We start from the raw sequence: 21,682 nt of genomic DNA on the forward strand, positions 1-21,682 counted from the left end.
TCCAGCACGACGACCTGATGGGTCCTGTCGTCTCCGGCGACGACCCCAGCCGTAGGGCCTCACCTCCGTTCTCGGCCTGCGCCGGGGCGGGCGCGCCGAGCACGGCCATCAGCGCGGCGCCCGTCGCCGCCGGCAACGATCCGGCGTTCCTCATGGCACCTCCCTGTTACGTAACTGGTACGGCAAATCAGGTCGAGGTGCGAGGCTAAGTGCCCGGGCTTTACAGGGGATTTCAAACCGATTCATGAAAGGCCCGGGCCGCTAGGGGGAGACGGCAATCGAACGGTCGACGGGGAATGACATGACAACTCAGATGGAATTCCGGATCCTCGGGCCGCTGGAGGCGAGCTGCCTGGGGCGTCCGATCAAGCTGGGCGGCCCGCGGCCGCGCTCGCTGCTCGCCGCCCTGCTGCTGGACGCCGGGCGGATCGTACCGCTCGACCGGCTGGTGACGGCGATCTGGGGAGACCGCCTGCCCGGGTCGGCGCGCAACCAGGTCGCGATCCACGTGCACACGTTGCGGAAGGCGGTCAAGGCCGCGGGCCGGGACGCGGAGCTGATCGTCACCGAGCAGGTCGGCTACCGCCTGCTCACCGACGGCGTATGGCTGGACGCGCACGAGGCGCGGCAGCAGGCCGCCGCCGCTCGGCGGGCGAGCCGGCCGGAGGAGGCGTCGGCCGCGCTGGCACGGGCGCTCGACCTGTGGCGCGGCCCGGTGCTGGCCGAGATCGACTCCACCGAGATCGCCGCCGCTGCGCGCGGCCTGGAGAACGCCCGGCTCGACATCGCCGAGGAGTGGGCCGACGCGGAGCTGGCCTGCGGCCGTCCCCGCGAGGCCGTCGCCCGGCTGGCCGGGCTGGTGGAGGAGCACCCGCTGCGCGAAGGGCTGCGCGAGCGGCTGATGCTGGCGTTGTGGCGCTCGGGACGGCAGGCCGACGCGCTGGAAAATTACCGGCAGGGGCGCAGGCATCTGCTGGATGAGCTCGGCCTGGAGCCGGGGCAGGCCCTGCGGGACCTTCAACAGGCGATCCTGGCAGGGCCGTCCCCTGCCGGCACAGCGCACGTGGACAAACCCGCGCCACCGCCCAGCACGTCCACCGCCCCATCCGCCACGTCGCCCGGCACGTTCACCACCCCATCCGGTCCACCCGGCTTGGCCGTCGCGCCGCCAGGCACGTCGGCCGCGCCATTCGGCAGGTCCACCGCGCAACCCAGCACGTCGGCCGCGCAACCCGGCACGCCCACCACGCAGCCCCGCACGCCGGCCACACCACCCGGCATGACCGCCACGCAGCCCGGCACATCGACCGCGCAACCCGGCACGTCCGGCGGTCAGGCTGACCAGCCGCCTCTGGCGGTTACGGTACGTCCGGCGCAGTTGCCGCCCGCTGTGTCCGCGTTCGTGGGCCGTACGCCGCTGATCCGGATGCTCGACCGGTTGACGCGGCCGGACCGGGACGGCCTGCCGGTGGCCGTGATCAGCGGCGCCGCGGGGGTGGGCAAGACCTCGCTCGCCCTGCGGTGGGCTCACGAGGTGGCCAGCCGGTTCCCTGACGGTCAGTTGTTCACGAACCTGCACGGCTACGACCGCGACAGGAGGTCGGCGGAGCCGTCGGCCGTCCTGGAGCGTCTCCTGCGCGCGCTCGGGGTGCCGGGGAAGGCGGTTCCGCCCGCGCTGGAGGAGCGGACCGCGCTGTTCCGCAGCACCCTGGACGGCAAGCAGGTGCTGGTCCTGCTGGACAACGCCGAGTCGGCCGCGCAGGTGCGCCCGCTGCTGCCTGGCACGCCGGGCTGCTGCGTGATCGTCACCTCACGGCGCCGCTTGGAGGGGCTGACCGTGAGCCACGGCGCGCTGCAGGTGCCGTTGGACGTCCTGACCGAGCAGGAGTCGGTCGAGCTGCTCGAACGTGTGGTGGGGGCCGAGCGGGTGTCGGCCGAGCAGGAGGCGGCGACCCGGCTGGCGAAACTGTGCGACAGGTCGCCGCTTCCGCTGCGCATCGCGGCGGCGAAGCTGACGGTGCGGCCGCAGTGGTCGCTCGCCGAGATGGCCGAGCGGCTGGCCGACGAGCACGACCGGCTGGACCAGCTCAGCCGGGGCGACTTCGAGGTCAGGGCAAGCATCGAGTTGTCCTGCCGCGAGCTGTCGGAGCGCGCCGCCCTGGCCTTCCGCTGGCTCGCGATGGTGGAGACTCCGTGCGGGTTCGCGCCCTGGCTGGCGGCGGCGCTGCTGGACACGTCGGTCGAGGACGCGGAACAGCTGCTCGAACAGCTGGTCGACGCCCAGTTGCTGCAGCCGCTCGGGAGCGACGGGGCCGGCCAGCCGCGTTACCGCTTCCACGATCTGATCCGCCTGTTCGCCCGGGAGCAGGCCGAGGACGGAGGGCCGCCCGGCGCAGCGCGGGCCGCGCTGCGCCGGGCTTTCAGCGGGCTGCTCGGCCTGGCGGAGAGGGCACGCGACTTGCGTTTCGGCCACCGGTACAGCAGGGTTCCGCGCGGCGACGAGCCGCGCTGGTTGCCCGACGAGGCGGCCCTGGCGGTGGTGCTGAGCGACCCGCTGGCGTGGCTGGAGAGCGAGCGGCTGACTCTCGTCGCCGCGGTGTCGCAGTGCGCCGAGCTGGGGCTCGCTGACCTGAGCCGCGACCTCGTGGCCAGTTATGTGCACCTGTTCGAGTCTCGTGCCTATTTCGCGGACTGGCACGCGGTGGCGGCCAAGGCCTTCGATGCCTGCCGCGCCGCCTCCCACCTGCCGGGCCAGGCCGCCATGCTCTACTCCATCGGCGCGCTCAACCTCGCCCTCCGGCGGCTGCCGCAGGCCACCGAGTTCCTGTGCGCGGCGCTCGGCCTCTTCGAGCAGCTCGCGGACGTGCCCAGCCAGGCCATCGTGCTCCGCCACCTCGGCACCGTCCATCTCACCCAGGGCGACCTCTGCAGGGGCAAGGCGGAGATCGAACGCGCGCTGGAGTTGTTCGAGCAGGTCGGCGACGCCATGGCGCTGGCTCACGGACTGGGCTTCCTCTCCCACGTGCACATGCTCGAAGGCCGGCTGGAGGAGGCCGCGCGGCTGCTGGATCGCGCGCTGGCCATCAGCACGAGACGGGCCCTGGGCGAGGCCCAGCTGCTCAAGCGCAGGGCGGAGGTGCGCCGCCGCCAGGGCCTGCACGCCGAGGCCGTCAGGGACGGCGAGCAGGCACTGGCCATGACCATCGACCTGAACGACCTGGTGGGCCAGGCGTACGCGCTGCACGCGCTGGGCGAAGCGCGGCTCGGCTGTGGAGAGCTGGTCGCGGCCGCCGCCGACCTGCACCAGGCGTTGCGGATCGCCCGCCAGGTGGGGGACAGGCTGATCGAGGGCCGCATCCTCCTCGCGCTCGGGCATCTCGAAGACGAGGAGAGCATCGGCTGCTTGCGGCAGGCCGCGGACATCTTCGCCGGCATCGGCTCCACGGGCTGGCACGAGCAGGCCGTCAAGGCGGCGCTCGCCATAACCGCCCGAGCCCAGAACCCGCCGCAACCGCCCGAGCCCGGAACCCGCCATAACCGCCTAGAGCCCAGAACCCGCCGCAACCGCCCGAGCCCGGAACCCGCCATAACCGCCTAGAGCCCGGAACCCGCCGCAACCGCCCGAGCCCGGAACCCGCCATAACCGCCTAGAGCCCGGAACCCGCCGCAACCGCCCGAGCCCGGAAGGCGAGCGGCGGCTCTAGCCGTGCCCGGAACCGTCCTCGCCCCACCAGCCGCGCCGGGCGGCGAGCAGCCCGGCCTGGAACCGGGTGCGCGCGCCGAGCCGCTCCATCATCTCGCTGACCCGCCGGTGCACCGTACGCAGGCTCACGCCGAGCTGGCGCGCCACGGCCTCGTCCTTGAGCCCGGCCGCCAGCAGCGCGAACAGCTCAGGGTCGGGAAGGCCGGCCGGGCCGCCGGACGGCGCGTCGAGCGGTCTGGCCGGCAGCGGCAGCGCCGACCTCCACAACACCTCGAACAGGGCGACCAGCGCGTCGAGCAGCGTCGAGGAGTGCACGATGACCGCGCTGTCGGCGTGGGCGGACTCGTCGGTGCTCAGCGGCAGGATCGCGATCCGCCGGTCGGCGATGGCCAGCTTCATCGGCACCTCGGGGCTGACCCTGGCCTGCTCGCCTGCGGCCACCGACTCCTGGGCGAGGCGCAGCTTGCCGGGGATCTCCAGGGCCGAGGCGTCGTAGATGCCGCGGACCTGCAGGCCGCGTGCGAGGCGCTCCATCTCGGCGACGTTCTGCTCGCTGGGATCCTGCGCGTACGGCGGCCGGTCCAGCACCAGGACCTCCCCGGTCGCGGTCTGCTGCAGCTGGGTGAACCGCTGGACCACGGCCGCCCGGCCCTGGACGACCTCGACGAGCTCCTCGGGCGAGTGGTTCTCCGTGCGCGGGGTCTCGGCGAGCATCGCGAGCGCCGCCAGCCGCGCCTGCGCCAGCCCTTCCTCCCTGCGCGAGATGAGGGCGGACACCGCCACGTCCGGCCGGGTCGCCAGGAACCGGACCGGGCGCCCCGCCATCCGGCTGACCAGACCCAGCGCCTCCAGCCGGGCGAGCGCGCGGCGCAGTGCCACCGTGGTGCGCCCGGTGTGCGCGGCCAGCTCGTGCAGGGCCGCGCGCGGGCGGCGCAGCAGGTCACGGTATATTCGCTCGTCCTCGGCGTCGACGCCGACCGCCGCGAGTGCGTTGTCATGCGGGTTCACGATCCGCAAGCATGTCATATTCATGAAATGTCGCAAAGCTGCCAACCGCCGAGCTGGCCTCGGCGGTCCGCTCCCGGTAGGACGGACATGGACCTCTGTTGTTCCGCACCCATGCCTGCCAGGGAGGCAGCTTTGAAGAAGGTTTTCGCCATCGGGTTGACGGCCGCGCTCGCGGTCATGTCGGCCGCGACGCCGGCGGCCGCTGACGGTTTCGGCCGCTGGCATCAGCCCTCCTGCGAGACGGTCACCGGCGACGGCACGGTGACGTACACGCTGGACGAAGGCAAGACCATCACACCGACCAGCAAGACGCTGGAACCGGTCGTCTACACCCGCGGCCTTGTCACGCTCGACCGCCCCGACACCTTGCTCTCCTTGGCCAACAACCAGCTGTCGCGCTCGTCCGACGCCGGCTGCACGTGGGAACCGGTGGGCGAGGTGGCGGGCTCGAACGTCGAGCTGTCCGCGGCCCGCGGCGGCCGGGCCTACGCGTGGGACCGCGGCGGCCATGTCTCGCTCGCCACGCCCGACGGGGTCACGCCGCTCACCTCGCCGGCCGGCAGGCTGGCCGGGCTCGGCACCGACCGCCGCCACGGCGACCACCTGCGGGTGGCCGACGCCGACGGGCAGCTGCACGAGTCGCGCGACGGCGGCCGCACGTGGCGACCCGTCGGCGTGCCCGCCTGGGAGAAGGACGAACTGCGCAGCGTCTACACGGCGGTGTTCGACCCGCACAACCTCAACCACGTGGTGCTGGGAGCGTCGGGCACCGGGGCCCGCGTCACCTTCAACGGCGGTCGTACGTGGACCACGTCGAAGGGACTGAGCGCGACCGGCACGAAGATCAACGTGTTCAGCGCCGCGATCTCCCCTGCCGCGCCGAACGTCGTGTACGTGATGGGGCTCGACATCTCCGAGCTGGAGGCGGGCGCGCCGTCCGGCGGCCGGCACATCTACCGCTCGTGGGACGGAGGCCGCCGCTTCACCCCCGTCGTGGACCAGGGCGACGGCATCACGATCCCCAACGGTCCGCTGCTCGCCGCCCACCCGACGGACCCGGGCGTGCTCTATTTCGTGTGGGGAACCGGATGGTCCTCGCTCGGCACCGACATCTACAGGTACGACTCCTGGCGCGACCGCGTCACCACCCACCACAACGCCTACGACCGGGTCACCGCGATCGCCTTCAACCCCTCCAGCTCCAGGGTGATGTACCTGGGGGTGGCCGAAGAGGTCTGACCGTCCCACGCGAGCCGTCACCGTTCCGGCTCCAGGGTGACGGCGGTGGTCGCGGGAAGCGCGGTCACGGCCCCTGGACCGTCGACGGTCCGGACCGTCAGCGGCCCGGACCGTCAGCAGGCCGGGCCGTCAGCAGGCCGGGCCGTCAGCAGGCCGGGCCGAGAGGTCGTCGTCGCCGCCAGGGAAACCGCTTCTCATGAGCCGCAGGAGCACGGCCCCGGCGAAATAGCCGATCAGGGCCGCCGTGGGGAACCCGGCGGGCCCGTGATGGCCGGGGCCGGCCAGGGCGACGGCGAGGAGGCCGCCCACGACGGCGGCCATCCCGGCCACGGCCAGGAAGGCGGCGCCGCGCCCCGGCGACGCGCGGGGACCGCTGCGCCGCTCCACGGGCCCGAACACCGCGACGAGCAGGCCGAGGATGAGTGCGAGCGCGGCGAGCCAGGGGATGCGCAGCAGCAACCACGGAAGGGATCCGGGGGCGGCCTGGGGCAGCAGCCCGGTGGGGTAGAGCGCCAGGACGCCGAGCACGGCGGCGGTCATGTGCCACAGGAACAGGGTCATGATCACCGAGTTGACCGCGACGACCGCCGTCCACTGCCGTACCCCCTGCAGCCACCGGTTGGCGGGCCCGTGGAGGAGCAGCGCGACGCCGGTCTGGGCGGTGGCCAGTGCCAGCAGGGCCAGCGTGGGCGGGGACGTGTTCTGGACCTCCTGCCCCGCCACGCCGACCATGCTGATCGGATAGGGGCCGAACACCGTGAGCCCCACCAGGGCGGCCAGCCCGGACAGGGCCAGGGGCAGCGCGACGGCCGGGCGGGCCGGCAGGCGCCCGTCCTGCCAGGCGAAGCCGAGCTGGTGCACCGCCAGCCAGGCGAACAGGTAGTTGCCCTCCCCGTCGTACGGGATCCACGGCACCAGCCGCCCCACGTCTCCCGCCGCGACGAGGGCGGCCAGCACGATGGGCACGGCCAGCCCGTACCTGCGGTGCAGCGCGTGCATCACCGGCGTCAGGACCACCGCCGACAGGTACGCCACCAGGAACCACAGGGGGATCCCCGCCAGCCAGACCCCCATGCCGACCAGCTCGGGACCCACCCCCGCGACCCCGGCGGCCAGGCCGGCGGCCGTGAGCACCGCCAGCAACATCGTGGTGGGCCGCACCAGCCGGTCGGTACGGCGCAGCGTCCACCCGGTGGCGCCGCCGCCATCCCGGCGGTGGGCGGCGAGCGAGGCGGCGTTGGCGTAGCCGCCGACCAGGAAGAAGATCGGCATGACCTGGAACAGCCAGGTCAGCGGCCGGGTCCACGGCACGACGTCCAGGACGTTGACCCCGTGCAGGCCGTCGTTGTAGCTGACCGAGAGCACCAGCCAGTGCCCGGTCACCACGGCCGCGATCGCGACGGCGCGCAGGAGGTCGACGTGGCGGTCGCGGTGGGCGGGGGTCAGCTCGGCCTTGCGCCGCAGCTCTCGTGCGGCCCGCTCGATGGCTCCCATGGCACGCTCAGTGCACCGTGTGCTCTTTCATGCTTGAGCATCTACCCAACCCGGGAGGCACCCGCGGGAACGACGGCGAAATGGGCACGGGTAATAGCCGTGATGTTTCCCCTCCATACGGTTTGCATCGCGTGTTCTTGGCGTGACACTTGGTCATTTCTTGCCGTGAGATGGCGTGTTCATCAGCCACGATCGAGTTCGGCGATGATTTTCAGGTAATCCACAGAAAGGGCAGGTAACCTCGCCCACCATGATGTGGCAGCGTACGTTCAACAGCGCGCTGGCCAAGTACGCAGGATTCCGGATCGAACGGGTAGGGAAAGCGGAGAATGCGAAGAAGGTCGTCGAGCGGCCCAGAAAGGCCGTCCCCGACACTTCTTTCAGGCCGCCGTCCGATCCCCGCGATCGCCTGCTCGAGGCCCCGGTGTTCGTGATCTCCCCCGTCCGGTCCGGCTCGACGTTGTTGCGGTCGATGCTCAACGCGCACCCGGACCTGCACGCCCCCCACGAGCTGCACGTACGCCGGTTGAGCGTGGACTTCGGCACGACCCTGGCCGAGAAGGCGATGGAGGCGCTCGGGCACAACCGCGCAGACATCGAGCACCTGCTGTGGGATCGGGTGCTCCACCGCGAGCTCGTACGCAGCGGGAAGCGGTACATCGTGGACAAGACGCCGGCCAACGCCTTCGCCTACGATCGGCTCGCCGCGTGCTGGCCGGATGCCCGGTTCGTGTTCCTGCTGCGCCACCCCGCCTCGATCGCGACGTCCTGGTACGAAGCCAGTCCCGGCAAACGCACGCCGGACGAAGCGGCGGCCGACGCGTTGCGGTACATGAAGGCGGTGGAGCGTGCCAGGAAGGCGCTGCCCGGCCTGACCGTGCGCTACGAGGAGCTGACCGCCGAGCCGGAGAAGATCAGCCGCCTGATCTGCGAGTTCCTCGGCATCGCATGGGCGCCCGAGCTGCTCTCCTACGGCACGCCCGACGTGGTGACCAAGGGGCTCGGCGACTGGAAGGACAAGATCCGTTCGGGCACCGTGCAGAAGGGACGCGACCTGCCCGAGCCGGAGGAGATTCCTGAGGTGTTGCACGCCATGTGCCGGACGTGGGAGTACCTACCGTGAAGATCCGATACATGCTGCTGCACGCGTACGGCATGGGCGGGACCATCCGGACGGTGGTCAACCAGGCCAACGCGATGGCCGAGGCGGGTCACGACGTCGAGATCGTCAGCGTCGTACGCCGGCGGAGCAGTCCGCAGTTCGCCATCGACGAGCGGGTGCGGGTGTGGGCCCTGGTGGACCAGCGTGACGGCGTCGCCTCCGACTCGCTGGCCCGCAAGGTGTGGCGGCGTGCCCGCGGCAAGATCGTGCCGTACGGCGAGTTCGCCGCCGAATACTTCACGGAGCGGGTGGAGGGCGCGGTCATCGACTACGTGTCCGAGCTGCAGGGCGGCATCCTGGTCACCACCCGGCCCGCGCTCAACCTCATCTCCGCGCGCCGCGGCTCGCGCAAGGTGATCAGGGTCGCGCAGGAGCACATGAACCTGGGCTCCTACCATCCGGCGGTACGCGACCAGATCTCCAAGCACTACGACCGTTTCGACGCGGTCACGGTGCTGACGGAGACCAGCGTCAAGGAATACCGGCCGCTGCTGCCCGGCACCCCGGTCGTGCGCATCCCGAACGCGGTTGACATGGAGGGCCGCAAGCACTCCGATCTGACCCGTCCGGTGGTGATCGCCGTCGGCCGGCTGGTGCCCCAGAAGGGCTTCGACATGCTCATCAAGGCCTACGCCGCGATCGCGCCCGAGTTCCCCGACTGGCGGCTGCGCATCTTCGGCACGGGCCCGTCCAAGGACCGGCTGCAGCAGCGGCTCGACGACCTCGACCTGGGTGACCGGATCCGGCTGATGGGCCGCAGCGACCGCATCCACGAGGAGCTGTCGAAGGCGTCGGTCTACGCGCTGAGCTCGCGGATCGAGGGCCTGCCGATGGCGATGATCGAGGCGATGGGTCACGCCCTGCCGATCGTCGCCTTCGACTGCCCGACGGGCCCCGGTGACGTGCTGACGCATGACGTGGACGGCGTGCTGGTGCCGCCGCGCGACATCGAGGCACTGTCGGAGGCGCTCAGGCGGGTGATGAGCGACCACGCGCTGCGCCGGCGGCTGGGCGCCGCCGCCGCCGAGGTCGCCCACGCGTACACGCCGCAGGTCGTGATGCCGCGGTGGGAGCGCCTGTTCACCAGCCTGAGCAACGGCGAACCGGTCCCCACCGACTGACCGGCGGCGAGAGGATCGTACGGCGCCGGCCGTGTCCGGCGGCGCCGCGATTCCGTGCATGATCTACTTTCGGAGCGGACGGGACGCTAGGTTGAGACTCCCGCAGGCCCTCCGGAAGGAGACAGCCCTCATGACAGGTGAACCCCCTCCCACCGGTCACGTGCCCGCGTCCGGCATCGACGCGTCCGTGCCGCACGCCGCCCGGATGTGGAACTACTGGCTCGGCGGCAAGGACTATTACGACATCGACCGCGTGGCCGGCGACCAGTTCAGCCAGACGTTCCCCGATATCGTGCACATCGCCCGCCTGTCCCGGCACCTGCTCGCCCGCATCGTGCGCCATCTGGTCAACGAGGCGGGCGTGCGTCAGTTCCTCGACATCGGCACCGGGCTGCCCACGGTGGACAACACCCACGAGGTCGCCCAGCGGGCCGATCCGTCCTGCCGCGTCGTCTACGTCGACAACGACCCCCTGGTGCTCGCACACGCCCGCGCCCTCCTGGTCGGCACGCCGGAAGGCGCCACCGACTACGTCCACGCCGACCTGCGCGACCCCGGCGCGATCATCCCCGCCGCCGCCAGGACACTCGACCTCGACCGGCCCGTCGCGCTCATGCTGATGGGCATCGTCGGCTACGTCACCGACGAGGAGGGCGCCCACGACATCGTGCGGGAGTTGGTCGACGCCCTGCCGTCCGGCAGCTACCTCGCCCTGTGGGACGGCGTCAACCTGGTCACCGGCGAGGCGCTCGACCAGGCCCAGGACGACTACAACTCGGGCGGCGGCGTCCCCTACAACCTGCGCACCCCCGAGCAGTTCGCCGCGTTCTTCGACGGCATGGACCTCGTCGAACCCGGCGTCGTGTCCCTGCCGCTGTGGCGTCCCGACCCCGACCCGCTCGCCCCGCTGGAAGAGGTCGACGCGCTGTGCGGCGTGGCCCGCAAGAGGTGAGCCGCCCGATAAGCCCCACAGCGAGCCGCACAGAAGCTACATCGTGGCCATGATCTGACGCAGGATCTCCGGGGTCGCCGACGGCGGCGGCGCCTGCACGCTGAGCTCGTTCATCAGGTGCTGGTAGGGGCGGACCTCGGACTCCTTGGTGAGATACTGCGCGCCGGCAAGGTGTTCGAGGTAGACCACGTCGTCCAGCTCCGCCTGGGCGAACCGCAGGATGGTGACGGGGCCGACGCCGCCGGCCACGCCCTCGAAGGTGAACGGGACCACCTGCACGGTAACGTGCGGCAGCTCGGCCTGCTCCAGGAGGTGGCGGAGCTGGTCGCGCATGACCGTCCCGCCGCCGACGCGGCGGTGCAGCGCCGCCTCGTCAAGGACCACCCACAGCTTGTGCGACGCGGGCTCGGACAGGATGCGCTGGCGGCGCATCCGCATCTCGACGCGGTGCTCGATCAGCTCGGCGGGCTCGTCCTTGTGGCCCTGGACGAAGACGGCGCGGGCGTAGTCCTCGGTCTGCAGCAGGCCGGGGACGAACTGGATCTCGTGCGTACGGATCAGCGCCGCGTCCTGCTCCAGCCCGAGGTAGGCCTCGAACCAGTCGGGGATCATGTCGCGGTAGTCCTGCCACCAGCCCGGCGCGTTGGCCTGCTCGGCCAGGACGAGCAGAGCCTGGCGTTCGGTGTCGTCGGCCACGCCGTACAGGGTGAGCAGGTCGGCCACGTCGCGCAGCTTGAAACTGCTGCGCCCGCCCTCCATCCGGCTGATCTTCGAATGGGAGCCGCGGATGGTATATCCCGCCTTTTCGCGGCTGATCTTTCGCGACTCCCGCAGCCGGCGCAACTGTGTCCCCACCAATATGCGCAGCGCCGTGGGCCCAGGCTGCAGAGAATCCCTGTCAGGAATATCGGTCGGATCGCTCATCTGGCGAGCAGTCGACATATATGCTCCTAATTCGGCACATCACCCCGGGCCGCCCCCAGGCAATCCTGCCACGTAGGCGGCCTCAAACACCATATTTCGGAGCGAGCGGGCGACACACCGCCATTGCCCGGATACGGGGCATGCGTTTCGCTCTCTTCGCCGATCCGGGACCATACACGATCGTCCAGGACCGAAATGATCACCGCCTCGGCGCGCCCCTTCTCCGCTCTCCGGGCCGCGCCCGGCCCGGACCCGCGGCCGGTTTGGGGTGCGGAACTCCTTTGCTGTACCGTGACGTCCCGCTATGAATTCGGCAACATTTCCAAATAATTCGAAATTTTACAGTAAAGGTGTCCGAACACTTGCCGCCGTGCTCGGCTCCACCGTTGTATTGAGCGGCTGCGGTGCGCTCGATCTCGGCTCCCAGCGGAAGGCGGAGCGGCCGGGTGACGACCCCCCGGCCCAGACCCGGGAGCAGAGCCCGAGCGAGGAGCCCCTCCAGCCGGAGAACGACCCCCTCGCCGGAGACGGCCCCCTGTTCGCGCACTTCAAGCGGGTGCGGGCGGCCGACCCGTGCGAGCTCGTGCCGCACTCCATGGTGAAGAAGTACGGCCCTGAGCAGCTCACCGTGCGCGGGACCGGCATCACCGAATGCCAGTACCTGACCGGATACTCCGATGCTGCCAAGAGCGTTTACAGCTTCAAAATCGATCTGCACGCGCACTTCGAGCAGAAGGACGCGGAAGACGCCGAGCAGGAGGAGCTCGACGGGCGCACGATTTACCGCGAGGAATATTCCACCGACAGCGCGAGCCATCGCAGCTGCCACTACAAGGTGCCTTATGAGGGCGTGGAGGGCAGCGCGCTCGCCCTCGACCTGTTGAAGACCCCACCGCGCGGCAAGGAGAGCCAGGAGTGGCCGCAGCGCTGCGCCGCCGCCAAGCAGTATCTCGGCGCGGTCATGGACAAGATCCTCAAGCTGCCGCCGAGGAAGGGCCGGGCGGCGGGCATCATGGGCAAGGACCCGTGCGCGCGCAAGGACGACCTGCTGGCCGCGATCGGCGGTTCGTACAAGCTCGTCGACGTGCGCTACTCCGGCCCGTACAGCTGCGACCTGGAGCTGGCGAACAAGGCGAAGAACCAGAAGCTCACGCTCTCCTCCGGCTTGGCCTTCCACGAGCGCCAGACCGGCGGTGAGTCGACCGCGGAGGTCAGGAACCGGCGGCTCACCATGAACGGCCTGTACGTGCTCAACTCCAGGTCCGACTACAAGGTCTCCAAGTCCTGCCAGAACTCCGTGGAGCTGCGGCGGGCCACGAACAGCAGGAAGAACGACGCGCACTACGTGACCGTCGGCCTCTCCAGCGGAAAGCTGGAGCTGAAGGACGCGGACGCCGGTTTCGAGGCGCCGCCCGTGTCGTGCACGCTGGTCATCAAGCTCACCCGGATCGTGCTCGACGGGGTCCGGTCGTCCTCATGAGACGCCACGCGCGGGGCCGTCACCCTCGTTCGAGATAGACCTCGATGCCGTCGAGCACGCGGTGCAGGCCGAACTCGAACCCGTCGACCGGTTTGCCCTGGTCGGCGAGGTGGCTCAGCACGGCGTTCAGGTGGGGGAAACGGTCCTGCGCCCGCCTGATCAGCTCGTGGCCGAAGGAGGAGGCCTGGTGGTCGACGGACGGCTGGACGGCGCCGCGGACATAGCCGTTGACGAGGAGCACGGAGTTCAGCACGTCGCGGGGTGACAGGCCGGCGCCCGACATGGCGGCTATGGCGCTCTCGAGGTGGGCGGTCTCGTTCGGCCCCAGCACGCGCGGGGTCGTCACCAGCGCGAGCGCCCACGGGTGGCGCAGGAAGATGTCGCGGGTGTCGCGCGCCCACCGCTCGATCGCGGCCCGCCAGTGCCCGGGCTCGGCCGGCTCCTCCGCGGGAGGGCCGATCGCGGTGTCCAGCATCAGGCTGACGAGGTCGTCCTTCGTGGAGACGTGGCGGTAGAGCGACATGGTGCCCGAGCCGAGCCGGGCGGCGAGCCGCTGCATGGACAGGGCGGCCAGCCCTTCCTCGTCGGCGATGGCGATCGCCTCGGCCACGATCCGGTCGAGGCGCAGCACCGGCCTGGGGCCCCGTGGGGCACGCTGTCGATCTCCCCAGAGCCATTCGGCGCCCGTGGGCGGCCCTGACCCCTTGCGGCTGCCGCCGGTCATCGCCTTCTCCTCCCACCGGGGCGCCACTCCGGCGCCGACCGGACCTCCGGTGCGCCGCTCCCCTGCTCAACGCGCATGTGCTCACCGTAGCGGGGGCCGCTCACCGCCGCATTCGACGGATCTCACCGGCGACCACGGCTTCGTTGCGTATAGCATACCCATTTATGAGTACGATATACGCTGACACGTGGACCCGTGACCAGCCAGTGCTGCCGATCAGGTCCGTCAGCCAGGCCGGTTTGCCGGGGGCGGCCCCGGGCAGCCGCGGAGCATGAAAGCGTCCAGCAGACAACGGGCCGCCCTGGCCCACGCGAAACTGCCCGCCCGTAGCCCTTCGCGGCGCAGGAGCCGCACGGCCGTGCTCCTGGCCGGAGCGGCGGCGGTGGCCGGGATCGTGATCGTGCGCGCGGCACGTTCCGCGCCGCCCAACCCGGACGGATGGTTCGCCGTCACGGTCGAGACGGACCCGGCCCTGCTGACCGGGCCCGACCGGCCCGACGAACTGGCGCGCCTCGCCGAACGGCACGAGATCCGCATCGGGCCCGCCCCCGGCGGCCGGGGCAGCGAGATCGCGGTACGCGAGGCCGACGGGGAGACGCGCGACCGCGTACGAAAGCTGAAGCAGCTGCTCGAAACCGGGGAGGTGCTCCTGGTCGACCGGCAACCCGAGGGCCACCGCACCGCGCTCGGCCGCGTGGGCGCGCCGGCGTTCCGGCATCTCACGAGAAAGGGCGCACGATGAGGGCGCTGTGCTGGACGGGCGTGAACGAGGTCTCGGTCGAGGACGTCCCTGATCCCGGGCTGCTCAACCGGCAGGACGCCGTCGTCAAGGTCACCGCGAGCTCCACGTGCGGGTCCGACCTGCACCTGCTGGACGGCTACGTGCCCACGATGATGGCCGGTGACGTGCTCGGGCACGAGTTCGTCGGCGAGGTGGTCGAGACCGGCCCCGACGTGCGCGAGCGGCGCGTCGGCGAACGGGTGACGGTGTGCTCGATCATCGGCTGCGGGCGCTGCCACTACTGCAAGGAGGGGTTGTGGTCGTTGTGCGACAACTCCAACCCCAACCCCGGCTTCCTGGAGACGGCGAACGGGCACGCCTCGGCGGGCATCTTCGGCTACTCCCACGCGCTGGGCGGCTTCGCGGGCAGCCACGCCGAATACGTACGCGTACCGTACGCGGACGTCAACGCCTTCCCCGTGCCGGAGAACGTGCCGGACGCGAGCGCCGTGTTCGCCTCGGACGCCGTACCCACCGGGTGGATGGGCGCCGACCTCGGCGAGGTGGGGCCCGGTGACGTGGTCGCGGTGTGGGGCTGCGGCGGCGTCGGCCAGATGGCGGCCCTGGCGTCCCTGCGCATGGGGGCCGACCGGGTGATCGTCATCGACCGGTTCCCCGAGCGGCTGGCCATGGCCGCCGAGATGGGCGCGGAGATCCTGAACTACGGCGAGGCCGACGTGCCGGAGGCGCTCAAGGAGCTGACCGGCGGACGCGGGCCCGACGTGTGCATCGAGGCCGTCGGCATGGAGAGCCACGGCACCGGCGCCCAGTACGCCTACGACCGGGTCAAGCACGCCCTGCGCCTGCAGACCGACCGCGGGATCTCGTTGCGCCAGGCCATCCACGCCTGCCGCAAGGGCGGCATCGTCTCCGTGCTGGGCGTCTACCTCGGCGTGGTCGACAAGTTCCCGATGGGCGCGGTCATGAACAAGGGCCTGACGCTCCGCGGCGGCCAGCAGCACGGCCACCGCTACATCCCGATGATCCTCGACCGGATGAGCAAGGGCGAGATCGACGCCTCGCCCCTGCTCACCCACCCCATGCGGCTGGAGGACGGGCCCAGGGGCTACGAGCTGTTCAAGACCAAGCAGGAAGGCTGCGTCAGGGCCGTGTTCCGCCCGTGACGGCGGCGCGTACCATCCATCACGTCGTTCACGTGGCGTGGTAGGGACATGGAGGCGGCGTGTCGAAGCAGCCCGGCGGGCTCGACCTGCATCTCGACGTGCATCCCGACGGGCCTCGTGAGGGGCCTCGCGGGCCGGGCGCGCTCGGGCGGTCGCTGGAGTCGGCGCTGCGCGACGGGGTGCGGTCCGGCCGGCTGCCGCCCGGCACCCGGTTGCCGGGCAGCCGGAGCCTCGCGGCCGATCTGGGCATCTCGCGGGGCACCGTCGTCCAGGCCTACACCCAGCTGATCGCCGAGGGCTGGCTGACCGGTGCGCCGGGGTCGGGCACCTCGGTCGCGACGCCCCCCACGCCGACCGCGGAACCGGGCGAGAAGGCGGTCGCCGGCGCTGGGAGGGGCCATGCAGCCGAGCCCGGCGGCGGGTTCTGGTCGGTGGATCTGCGTCCCGGCCGGCCCGACGTCGGCTCGTTCCCGCGTACGGCGTGGGCGTCGGCCGTGCGCCGGGCGCTGGCCACCGCGCCCTCCCACGACCTGGACTACGGCGACCCGGCCGGGCTGACGGTGCTGCGGCAGGCGATCGCCGGTTACGCGGGGCGGGCCCGTGGCGTGCGGGCCGACGCCGACTCCGTGATCGTGGTCGGCGGGTTCTCCTCCGGACTGGCCCTGCTCGCCCGGGCCCTGCGCGGCCTCGGGGGCACGCGGATCGCCACCGAGGACCCCGGGCTCCCGCGCCACCGCGAGCTGGTGCGGGCCGCGGGGCTGGAGACGGTGCCGCTCGCCGTCGACGCGGGCGGCGCCGACCCGGCTGGACTGCCCGTACGATGCGCGGCCGCGCTGCTCACCCCCGCACACCAGCATCCGCTGGGCGTGGTGCTGGCGCCCGAGCGGCGGGTGGCGTTCGTCGGCTGGGCGCGGCACGCCGGCGGCTACCTGATCGAGGACGACTACGACGGGGAGTTCCGCTACGACCACCACCCGGTCGGGGCCCTGCAGGCGCTGGCGCCCGACCGGGTGGTCTACGCGGGCAGTGCCAGCAAGGCGCTGGCTCCGGGGATGCGGCTCGGCTGGCTGGTCGTGCCCCGGTCGCTGCGCGAGCCGGTGATCAGGGCCGTCGAGGACACCGGGGCGTCGGTTCCGTCCGTGACGCAACTGGCCTTCGCCGACCTGATCGAGCGGGGCGAGTACGACCGGCACATCCGCCGCTCGCGCCTGGTCTACCGGCGACGCCGCACGGAGCTGGCGCAACGGCTCCCGTCACCGCTGCCGGGAGTGGCCGCGGGGCTGCACGCGCTGCTGCCCCTCCCCTCGGCCGAGCAGGAACGGCGGCTGATCGAGGCCGGGCGGCGCGCAGGTGTCCGTCTCCAGGGCCTGCACGCGGCCGGCTACTGGTACGAGCCGTCCGGCGACCGGCCCGCCGCGCTGCTCATCGGCTACGCTGCCCCGCCCCGGCATGACTGGCGCCGCGCCCTGGAGGCCCTCTGCGCGCTCACCGCCCGGTCGGCGTAACCAGCCCACCGCGCCCGCCCGACGCCATCGGGGCGGCCGTTCGGGTGTGGCCCGGCAACTCGCGTGCGCTCCGAGGTGTCCGGGGGAGCCACGTGGCCGGACCGGGGTCACGCGGCCGGTTCGACCGTGACCCCGTGGTCCGATCAGTGCGTTCGGGAGATCACCTGGGCAAAGCCGTCGCGCCATGAGGGATAGGCGGGCGCCCAGCCCAGGTGCTTGCGGGCGTAGTGGTTGTCCGCGCCGCGCGCCGCCGGATTCCTCGGAGCGTCCGAGCGGGGCGGCGGCGGGGCGCCGACGGCCTGGCAGAAGGCGGGCAGCCAGTCGGCGGCGGGCGCGGGCTGGTCGTCGCAGACGTTCACCGCCCCGGTCGGCCAGTCGAGTGCCTGTACGGCGGCCGTCGCGGCGTCGCCGGTCTCGACGAAGCTGCTGACGTCGCGGCCCGCCACGAGAGCGCCCTGCCGGGCCTGCCCGGCCATCGACCCGCCGGGCTCGTAGAAGGTGCCGGGGCCGTACAGCAGGCCGTATCTCAGCACTACCCATTCGGGCAACTCGCGGACCGTGTCCTCCAGCGCCACCACACCGTCGACGCTGACCCGCCGCAGGCCCTCGGCGTTGACGTCGAGCGGGGTCTGCTCCGCCGCGGGGGCGTCACCGGGTTCGTACATCCAGGCGATGCTCTGCGCCACGATGCGGCGCACGCCGGCGGCCAGCGCGGCGTCGACCATGTTGCGGGTGCCGAGCTTGCGGAGGTCGGCGTTCGCGGCGGGGTCGCCGCCGCTCAGGTCGGTCAGCTGGTGCATGACCACGTCGGGGGCGGCCTCGCGGACCGCCAGGGCGAGGCCGCGCGCGTCGCGGACGTCGCCGCGCACGGCGGTGGCGCCGTCAGGCACCGGTCGCCGGCCCCTGGTCAGCGCCGTGACCCGGTGGCCCGCGGCGAGCAGCCGCGGCACGATGTGGCAGCCGAGCACGCCGGTGGCGCCCGCCAGGAAGACGTGCATGATCATGCCTGCGCGGGCCTGGGCGCGCGGCGGTCGCGGCGGGCCGCGAGCTCGCGTTCGTCCACGAGGGTGAGCATCGGCTCACCCGGCACGCCGGCCATCACCACCACGAACCGGCTCCAGGCGTCCTTCAGGTTGTTGGCCGCCTGGTAGTGGATCACGTCGCCGCCGGGCTCCCAGAACGCCTCACCCGCTCTGATCACCCGTTCCGGCTCCCCCTCCAGCTCGAAGATCATTTCGCCTTCGAGCATGTAGCCGAAGACCGGCCCGGAGTGCCGGTGCGGCGGCGTGCCCGGGTCACCCGGCGGCAACTCGACCTTCGCCGTCATCATCTCCGCGCCCTGCGGGATGAACGGCGGAAGCTGGTGGTCCAGGGTCGTCAGGACCGTTCCCGACCTTCTCGTCATCGTCATACGGCCGAGGCTAGGCGGCCATCGGACCACGCACATAGACCGGTTCGGGGGTGATTCAGTGGACCACTCAGCCCTTGACCTTGAAACTGCTCTTCGACGGTTCGAACATCGGCGCCGTGCCCTGGCAGTCGTTGACCGGCGCGCCCAGGAACTCCCACATCCAGAACATGGTGTCGTGGCGCCCCTTGTCGTGCACGGTGAAGGAGACCTTCTTGCCGCGCACCTCCGTGGTCGGCTTGTCGCCGACGTTGACGTAACCCTTGGTGATGACGCCGGTGGCGACCGCGATGCCGTCGCCCGCGACCAGGCAACTGATCTTGCCCTGGAAGTCGCCCACGGTCGGCTTGCCGGGCATGCCCGCGTGGAACACGTCGAAGGTGCCCCGCGTCTTGGCCCCGTCACTCCTGGCGTCGATGGTGAAGCGCACCTTCTCCCCCGCCCACTGGCCGAACGACTCGGGCAGCGTCCCCGAGGCGCTGCCGCGCAACGAGTACGCGGGCGCCTCGGGGGCCGTGACCTCCGAGGCGGCCCCTGCGGGGGTGGCCAGCAGGGCGAGAGCGGCGATCGGGGTGGCGAGTGCAATGGTTCGTTTCATGCCCATCAGCCTGTCGGCGACGGGCCGCCGGGGGGTTCCCTCCGCAGAGGGAACCTCCTCCCCCGGCGGAGCCAGCCCGTACGCACCACCCGGGGTGCCGGCGCCCCGTGATCCGTCACCGGCGGCCCTTGCGGTGCTGGGCGATCAACCCGCCTCCCAGCGCCAGCGTGAGCAGGCCGAAGCCGATCCCGATGAGCGGGTTGATGCCGATCGTGGACGTCACCATGTTGCACACGGCGCTGACGCCCAGCAGCAACCAGAGAACGGGCCGGGTCATCCTGCCGCGGGCGGCGATGCCGGAGTCGGTCATGGTGTGCTCCTCACTCGTCGTGGTCGTCATGCCGTCGAAGCTACGGAGCGTCGCCGTCATCGGCGATCCCGCCACCGAGATACCGGGGGTACAGCAGGCTGTACTCTTCCCCGGCGATCTCCACCGGCCCTGTGACGATGGCCTATCGTCTGAACGGGAGGTGCGGGGATGCCGGGCAACGACCCCACAGGGGGTGAGAAGCCGCTCCGTCCATGGGACCCCATCGTTCGCGGCCGCGCCACCCTCGACGGGCTCGAACATCTGGCCGGCGGGTTCGGCACGGCGGTGCTGGCGCTGGTCGCCCTGCTGGGGGTGATCGTCAGCGCGCTGGCCTGCCCGGTCGGCGTCGGCCTCCTCGCGTTGCCCACCGCGCTGCGGGTGCTGCGGGCCATCGCCAACCGCGAGCGGGCGCGGCTGTCCCGCTGGGGCCCGGAGATCATCACCCCCGATCCGCTGCCGTCCGGGATGCGGGCCGCTCTCAAGCAGCCGGTCACCCGGCGCGAGCTGGCCTGGGCGCTCACGCACGGGAGCTTCGGTCTGGTGCTCGGCCTGATCGGCATCTCCCTTCCGCTCTACGCCGCGCGTGACATCACCTATCCCCTGTGGTGGCAGCTCCTGCCGCCGGGCGAAACCGGCGGCCCCGGCATGGGCTTGATGGAGGTGAACGACCTTCCCGACACCTTCGTGATCGTCCTGATGGGCCTGGGGTGGATCGTCCTCACCCTGCTGCTCGTCCCGGTCATCCCGCGGTTACAGGCGTGGCCGGGCCGCCTGCTGCTGGCCACCGGCCCGGGGGTCGACCTGGCGCTGCGGGTCGCCCAGCTCACCGCGACCCGCGCGGCGGCGGTGGACGCGCACGCCGCCGAACTGCGGCGGATCGAACGACTGCTGCACGACGGCACCCAGAACAGGATCGTCGCCGTCACCGTCATGCTCGGCGCGGCCCGCCGCGCGGTGGCCCGCGACCCGGCGACCGCCGAGGCCATGCTGGAGAACGCGCAGGGCGCCGCCGAGCAGGCGCTCGCCGAGTTGCGCGGAGTCGTGCGCAGCATCCTGCCGCCGGTGCTCGAAGACCGCAGCCTGTCCGACGCACTGACGGGGCTGGCCGCGGCCAGCCCGGTGCCCTGTGGGATCGACGCCGACCTCCCCCGCCGGTGCGCCGTGTCCGTCGAGGCCACGGCCTATTTCGTGGTGGCCGAGGCGCTGAACAACGTCGCCAGGCACAGCGGGGCGGGGCGCGCCACCGTCACCGTCCGCCAGCGGGACGACCGGCTCTGGTTGAGAATCGTCGACGACGGCCGCGGCGGAGCCGGGGAACGATCCGGGTCCGGCCTCGCCGGGATCCGTCACCGTACAGAAGCGCACGACGGAACGTTTGCGCTGACCAGCCCCCCAGGTGGACCGACCACCCTGAAGGTGAGTTTGCCATGCGGATTGTGATCGCCGAGGATGACCCGTTGCTGCGCGAGGGCCTCGCGCTGCTGTTGCGCGCCGAGGCGCTCGACGTCGTGGCCACCACGGCCGACCCCGACGGTTTCCTGGAGGCGGTGGACACCCACAGACCCGACACGGCCATCGTCGACGTGCGGATGCCGCCCACCCACACGGACGAGGGCATCAGGGCCGCCGTCGAGGCCAGGCGCCGGCAGCCTGGCCTGGCGGTGCTCGTGTTGTCCGCGTACGTCGAGCAGGCATTCGCCACCGACCTGCTCGCCCACGGCAGCTCCCGGCTGGGCTACATGCTGAAGGAGCGGGTGGGGCGGGTGCAGGAGTTCCTGAGCGCGCTGCACCGGGTGGCGGACGGCGGCACGGCGATCGATCCGGAGGTCGTCGCGCAGCTCCTCACCCGCACCCGCCCCGACAACCGGCTGGAACGGCTCAGCCCTCGCGAGCGCGACGTGCTGGCGCTGATGGCCGAAGGTCTGGGCAACGCCGCCATCGCCGAGCGGCTCTTCGTCACCGGCGGCGCCGTGCACAAGCACATCCGCAGCATCTTCGCCAAGCTCGACCTGGCGCCCACCGACCGCACGGACCGCCGGGTGGCCGCCGTCCTGCACTACCTCGAGAGCGGTGCGCGGCACTCCGCGTAGTGCCAGCTGTACCACCGGACTCCAGCACGTGGGATCGAGCAAGGGACCGGCTGGCCGAC

19 protein-coding genes are annotated in these 21,682 nt (G+C 71.8%); 11 read left to right on the forward strand and 8 right to left on the reverse strand.

Translation table 11 applies throughout. The annotated features are described in order from the left end of the window. The first annotated feature begins 313 nt into the window (after positions 1 to 313). A complete protein-coding gene (locus tag E1294_RS01615; protein ID WP_165977029.1) occupies positions 314 to 3,598 on the forward strand; it encodes an AfsR/SARP family transcriptional regulator in 3,285 nt (1,094 codons plus the stop codon). 102 nt (positions 3,599 to 3,700) lie between these two features. On the opposite strand, the gene E1294_RS01620 is transcribed toward E1294_RS01615, so the two are convergent. Next, complete coding sequence (locus E1294_RS01620; RefSeq protein WP_246082752.1) at positions 3,701 to 4,711, reverse strand: helix-turn-helix transcriptional regulator; 1,011 nt, start codon at positions 4,709 to 4,711, stop codon at positions 3,701 to 3,703. 132 nt (positions 4,712 to 4,843) lie between these two features. Between E1294_RS01620 and E1294_RS01625 the strand changes: the two genes are divergently transcribed. Then, on the forward strand, positions 4,844 to 5,950 hold the full coding sequence (locus E1294_RS01625) for a WD40/YVTN/BNR-like repeat-containing protein (protein ID WP_132503817.1): 1,107 nt from the start codon (positions 4,844 to 4,846) through the stop codon (positions 5,948 to 5,950). Positions 5,951 to 6,079: 129 nt separating this feature from the next. Here the strand turns inward: E1294_RS01625 and E1294_RS01630 are convergent, their stop codons facing one another. Then, positions 6,080 to 7,444: an acyltransferase family protein gene (locus E1294_RS01630; RefSeq protein ID WP_132503818.1), complete on the reverse strand. Its 1,365-nt coding sequence runs from the start codon at positions 7,442 to 7,444 to the stop codon at positions 6,080 to 6,082. Between the two features lie 250 nt (positions 7,445 to 7,694). Here E1294_RS01630 and E1294_RS01635 point away from each other — a divergent pair, with 250 nt between their 5' ends. From E1294_RS01635 to E1294_RS01645, 3 genes are all read left to right on the forward strand, one after another. Further along, positions 7,695 to 8,567 carry a sulfotransferase family protein gene (locus tag E1294_RS01635; RefSeq protein WP_132503819.1) on the forward strand — a complete coding sequence of 291 codons (873 nt, stop codon included), beginning with the start codon at positions 7,695 to 7,697 and terminating at the stop codon, positions 8,565 to 8,567. After that, complete coding sequence (locus E1294_RS01640) at positions 8,564 to 9,727, forward strand: glycosyltransferase family 4 protein (RefSeq protein WP_132503820.1); 1,164 nt, start codon at positions 8,564 to 8,566, stop codon at positions 9,725 to 9,727. Before E1294_RS01635 ends, E1294_RS01640 begins: the two co-directional genes overlap by 4 nt. Before the next feature lie 130 nt (positions 9,728 to 9,857). Then, a complete protein-coding gene (locus tag E1294_RS01645; protein WP_132503821.1) occupies positions 9,858 to 10,679 on the forward strand; it encodes an SAM-dependent methyltransferase in 822 nt (273 codons plus the stop codon). Between the two features lie 36 nt (positions 10,680 to 10,715). Here E1294_RS01645 and E1294_RS01650 read toward each other — a convergent pair whose 3' ends face one another. After that, a complete protein-coding gene (locus tag E1294_RS01650) occupies positions 10,716 to 11,621 on the reverse strand; it encodes a helix-turn-helix domain-containing protein (RefSeq protein WP_246082753.1) in 906 nt (301 codons plus the stop codon). A 352-nt stretch (positions 11,622 to 11,973) separates the two neighbouring features. On the opposite strand from E1294_RS01650, the gene E1294_RS01655 reads away from it, so the two are divergent. After that, a complete protein-coding gene (locus E1294_RS01655) occupies positions 11,974 to 13,083 on the forward strand; it encodes a DUF3558 domain-containing protein (protein WP_132503822.1) in 1,110 nt (369 codons plus the stop codon). A gap of 19 nt (positions 13,084 to 13,102) precedes the next feature. Here E1294_RS01655 and E1294_RS01660 read toward each other — a convergent pair whose 3' ends face one another. Then, positions 13,103 to 13,807, reverse strand: a complete 705-nt coding sequence (locus E1294_RS01660; protein ID WP_132503823.1) for a TetR/AcrR family transcriptional regulator — start codon at positions 13,805 to 13,807, stop codon at positions 13,103 to 13,105. A 271-nt stretch (positions 13,808 to 14,078) separates the two neighbouring features. On the opposite strand from E1294_RS01660, the gene E1294_RS01665 reads away from it, so the two are divergent. Genes E1294_RS01665 through pdxR form a run of 3 tightly spaced genes read left to right on the forward strand, consistent with a single transcriptional unit; the run spans position 14,079 to position 17,217 of the window. Further along, a complete protein-coding gene (locus E1294_RS01665; protein ID WP_132503824.1) occupies positions 14,079 to 14,549 on the forward strand; it encodes a hypothetical protein in 471 nt (156 codons plus the stop codon). After that, complete coding sequence (locus E1294_RS01670; protein ID WP_132503825.1) at positions 14,546 to 15,712, forward strand: zinc-dependent alcohol dehydrogenase; 1,167 nt, start codon at positions 14,546 to 14,548, stop codon at positions 15,710 to 15,712. Before E1294_RS01665 ends, E1294_RS01670 begins: the two co-directional genes overlap by 4 nt. A 59-nt stretch (positions 15,713 to 15,771) precedes the next feature. Then, the gene (gene pdxR, locus E1294_RS01675) at positions 15,772 to 17,217 is read left to right on the forward strand and encodes a MocR-like pyridoxine biosynthesis transcription factor PdxR (RefSeq protein ID WP_132503826.1); all 1,446 of its coding nucleotides are present in this window, start codon (positions 15,772 to 15,774) and stop codon (positions 17,215 to 17,217) included. Between the two features lie 143 nt (positions 17,218 to 17,360). Here pdxR and E1294_RS01680 read toward each other — a convergent pair whose 3' ends face one another. From E1294_RS01680 to E1294_RS01695, 4 genes are all read right to left on the reverse strand, one after another. After that, positions 17,361 to 18,221, reverse strand: a complete 861-nt coding sequence (locus E1294_RS01680) for an NAD-dependent epimerase/dehydratase family protein (RefSeq protein ID WP_246082754.1) — start codon at positions 18,219 to 18,221, stop codon at positions 17,361 to 17,363. Continuing rightward, entirely contained in the window at positions 18,218 to 18,628 is a 411-nt protein-coding gene (locus E1294_RS01685; RefSeq protein WP_132503827.1) for a cupin domain-containing protein, read from the reverse strand. The genes E1294_RS01680 and E1294_RS01685 overlap by 4 nt, the downstream gene beginning before the upstream one ends. A gap of 67 nt (positions 18,629 to 18,695) precedes the next feature. Then, positions 18,696 to 19,223 (reverse strand): hypothetical protein, encoded by a 528-nt coding sequence (locus E1294_RS01690; protein ID WP_132503828.1) that lies wholly within the window; start codon positions 19,221 to 19,223, stop codon positions 18,696 to 18,698. Between the two features lie 115 nt (positions 19,224 to 19,338). Continuing rightward, positions 19,339 to 19,563, reverse strand: coding sequence for a hypothetical protein (locus tag E1294_RS01695; RefSeq protein WP_132503829.1), 225 nt, complete (start codon positions 19,561 to 19,563; stop codon positions 19,339 to 19,341). A 138-nt stretch (positions 19,564 to 19,701) separates the two neighbouring features. Between E1294_RS01695 and E1294_RS01700 the strand changes: the two genes are divergently transcribed. Further along, positions 19,702 to 20,973 (forward strand): sensor histidine kinase, encoded by a 1,272-nt coding sequence (locus E1294_RS01700; protein ID WP_132503830.1) that lies wholly within the window; start codon positions 19,702 to 19,704, stop codon positions 20,971 to 20,973. Further along, a complete protein-coding gene (locus E1294_RS01705; RefSeq protein WP_132503831.1) occupies positions 20,961 to 21,623 on the forward strand; it encodes a response regulator in 663 nt (220 codons plus the stop codon). Before E1294_RS01700 ends, E1294_RS01705 begins: the two co-directional genes overlap by 13 nt. Positions 21,624 to 21,682: the final 59 nt, after the last annotated feature.

The sequence above is a fragment of the Nonomuraea diastatica genome (assembly GCF_004349015.1).
Lineage (GTDB): Bacteria > Actinomycetota > Actinomycetes > Streptosporangiales > Streptosporangiaceae > Nonomuraea > Nonomuraea diastatica.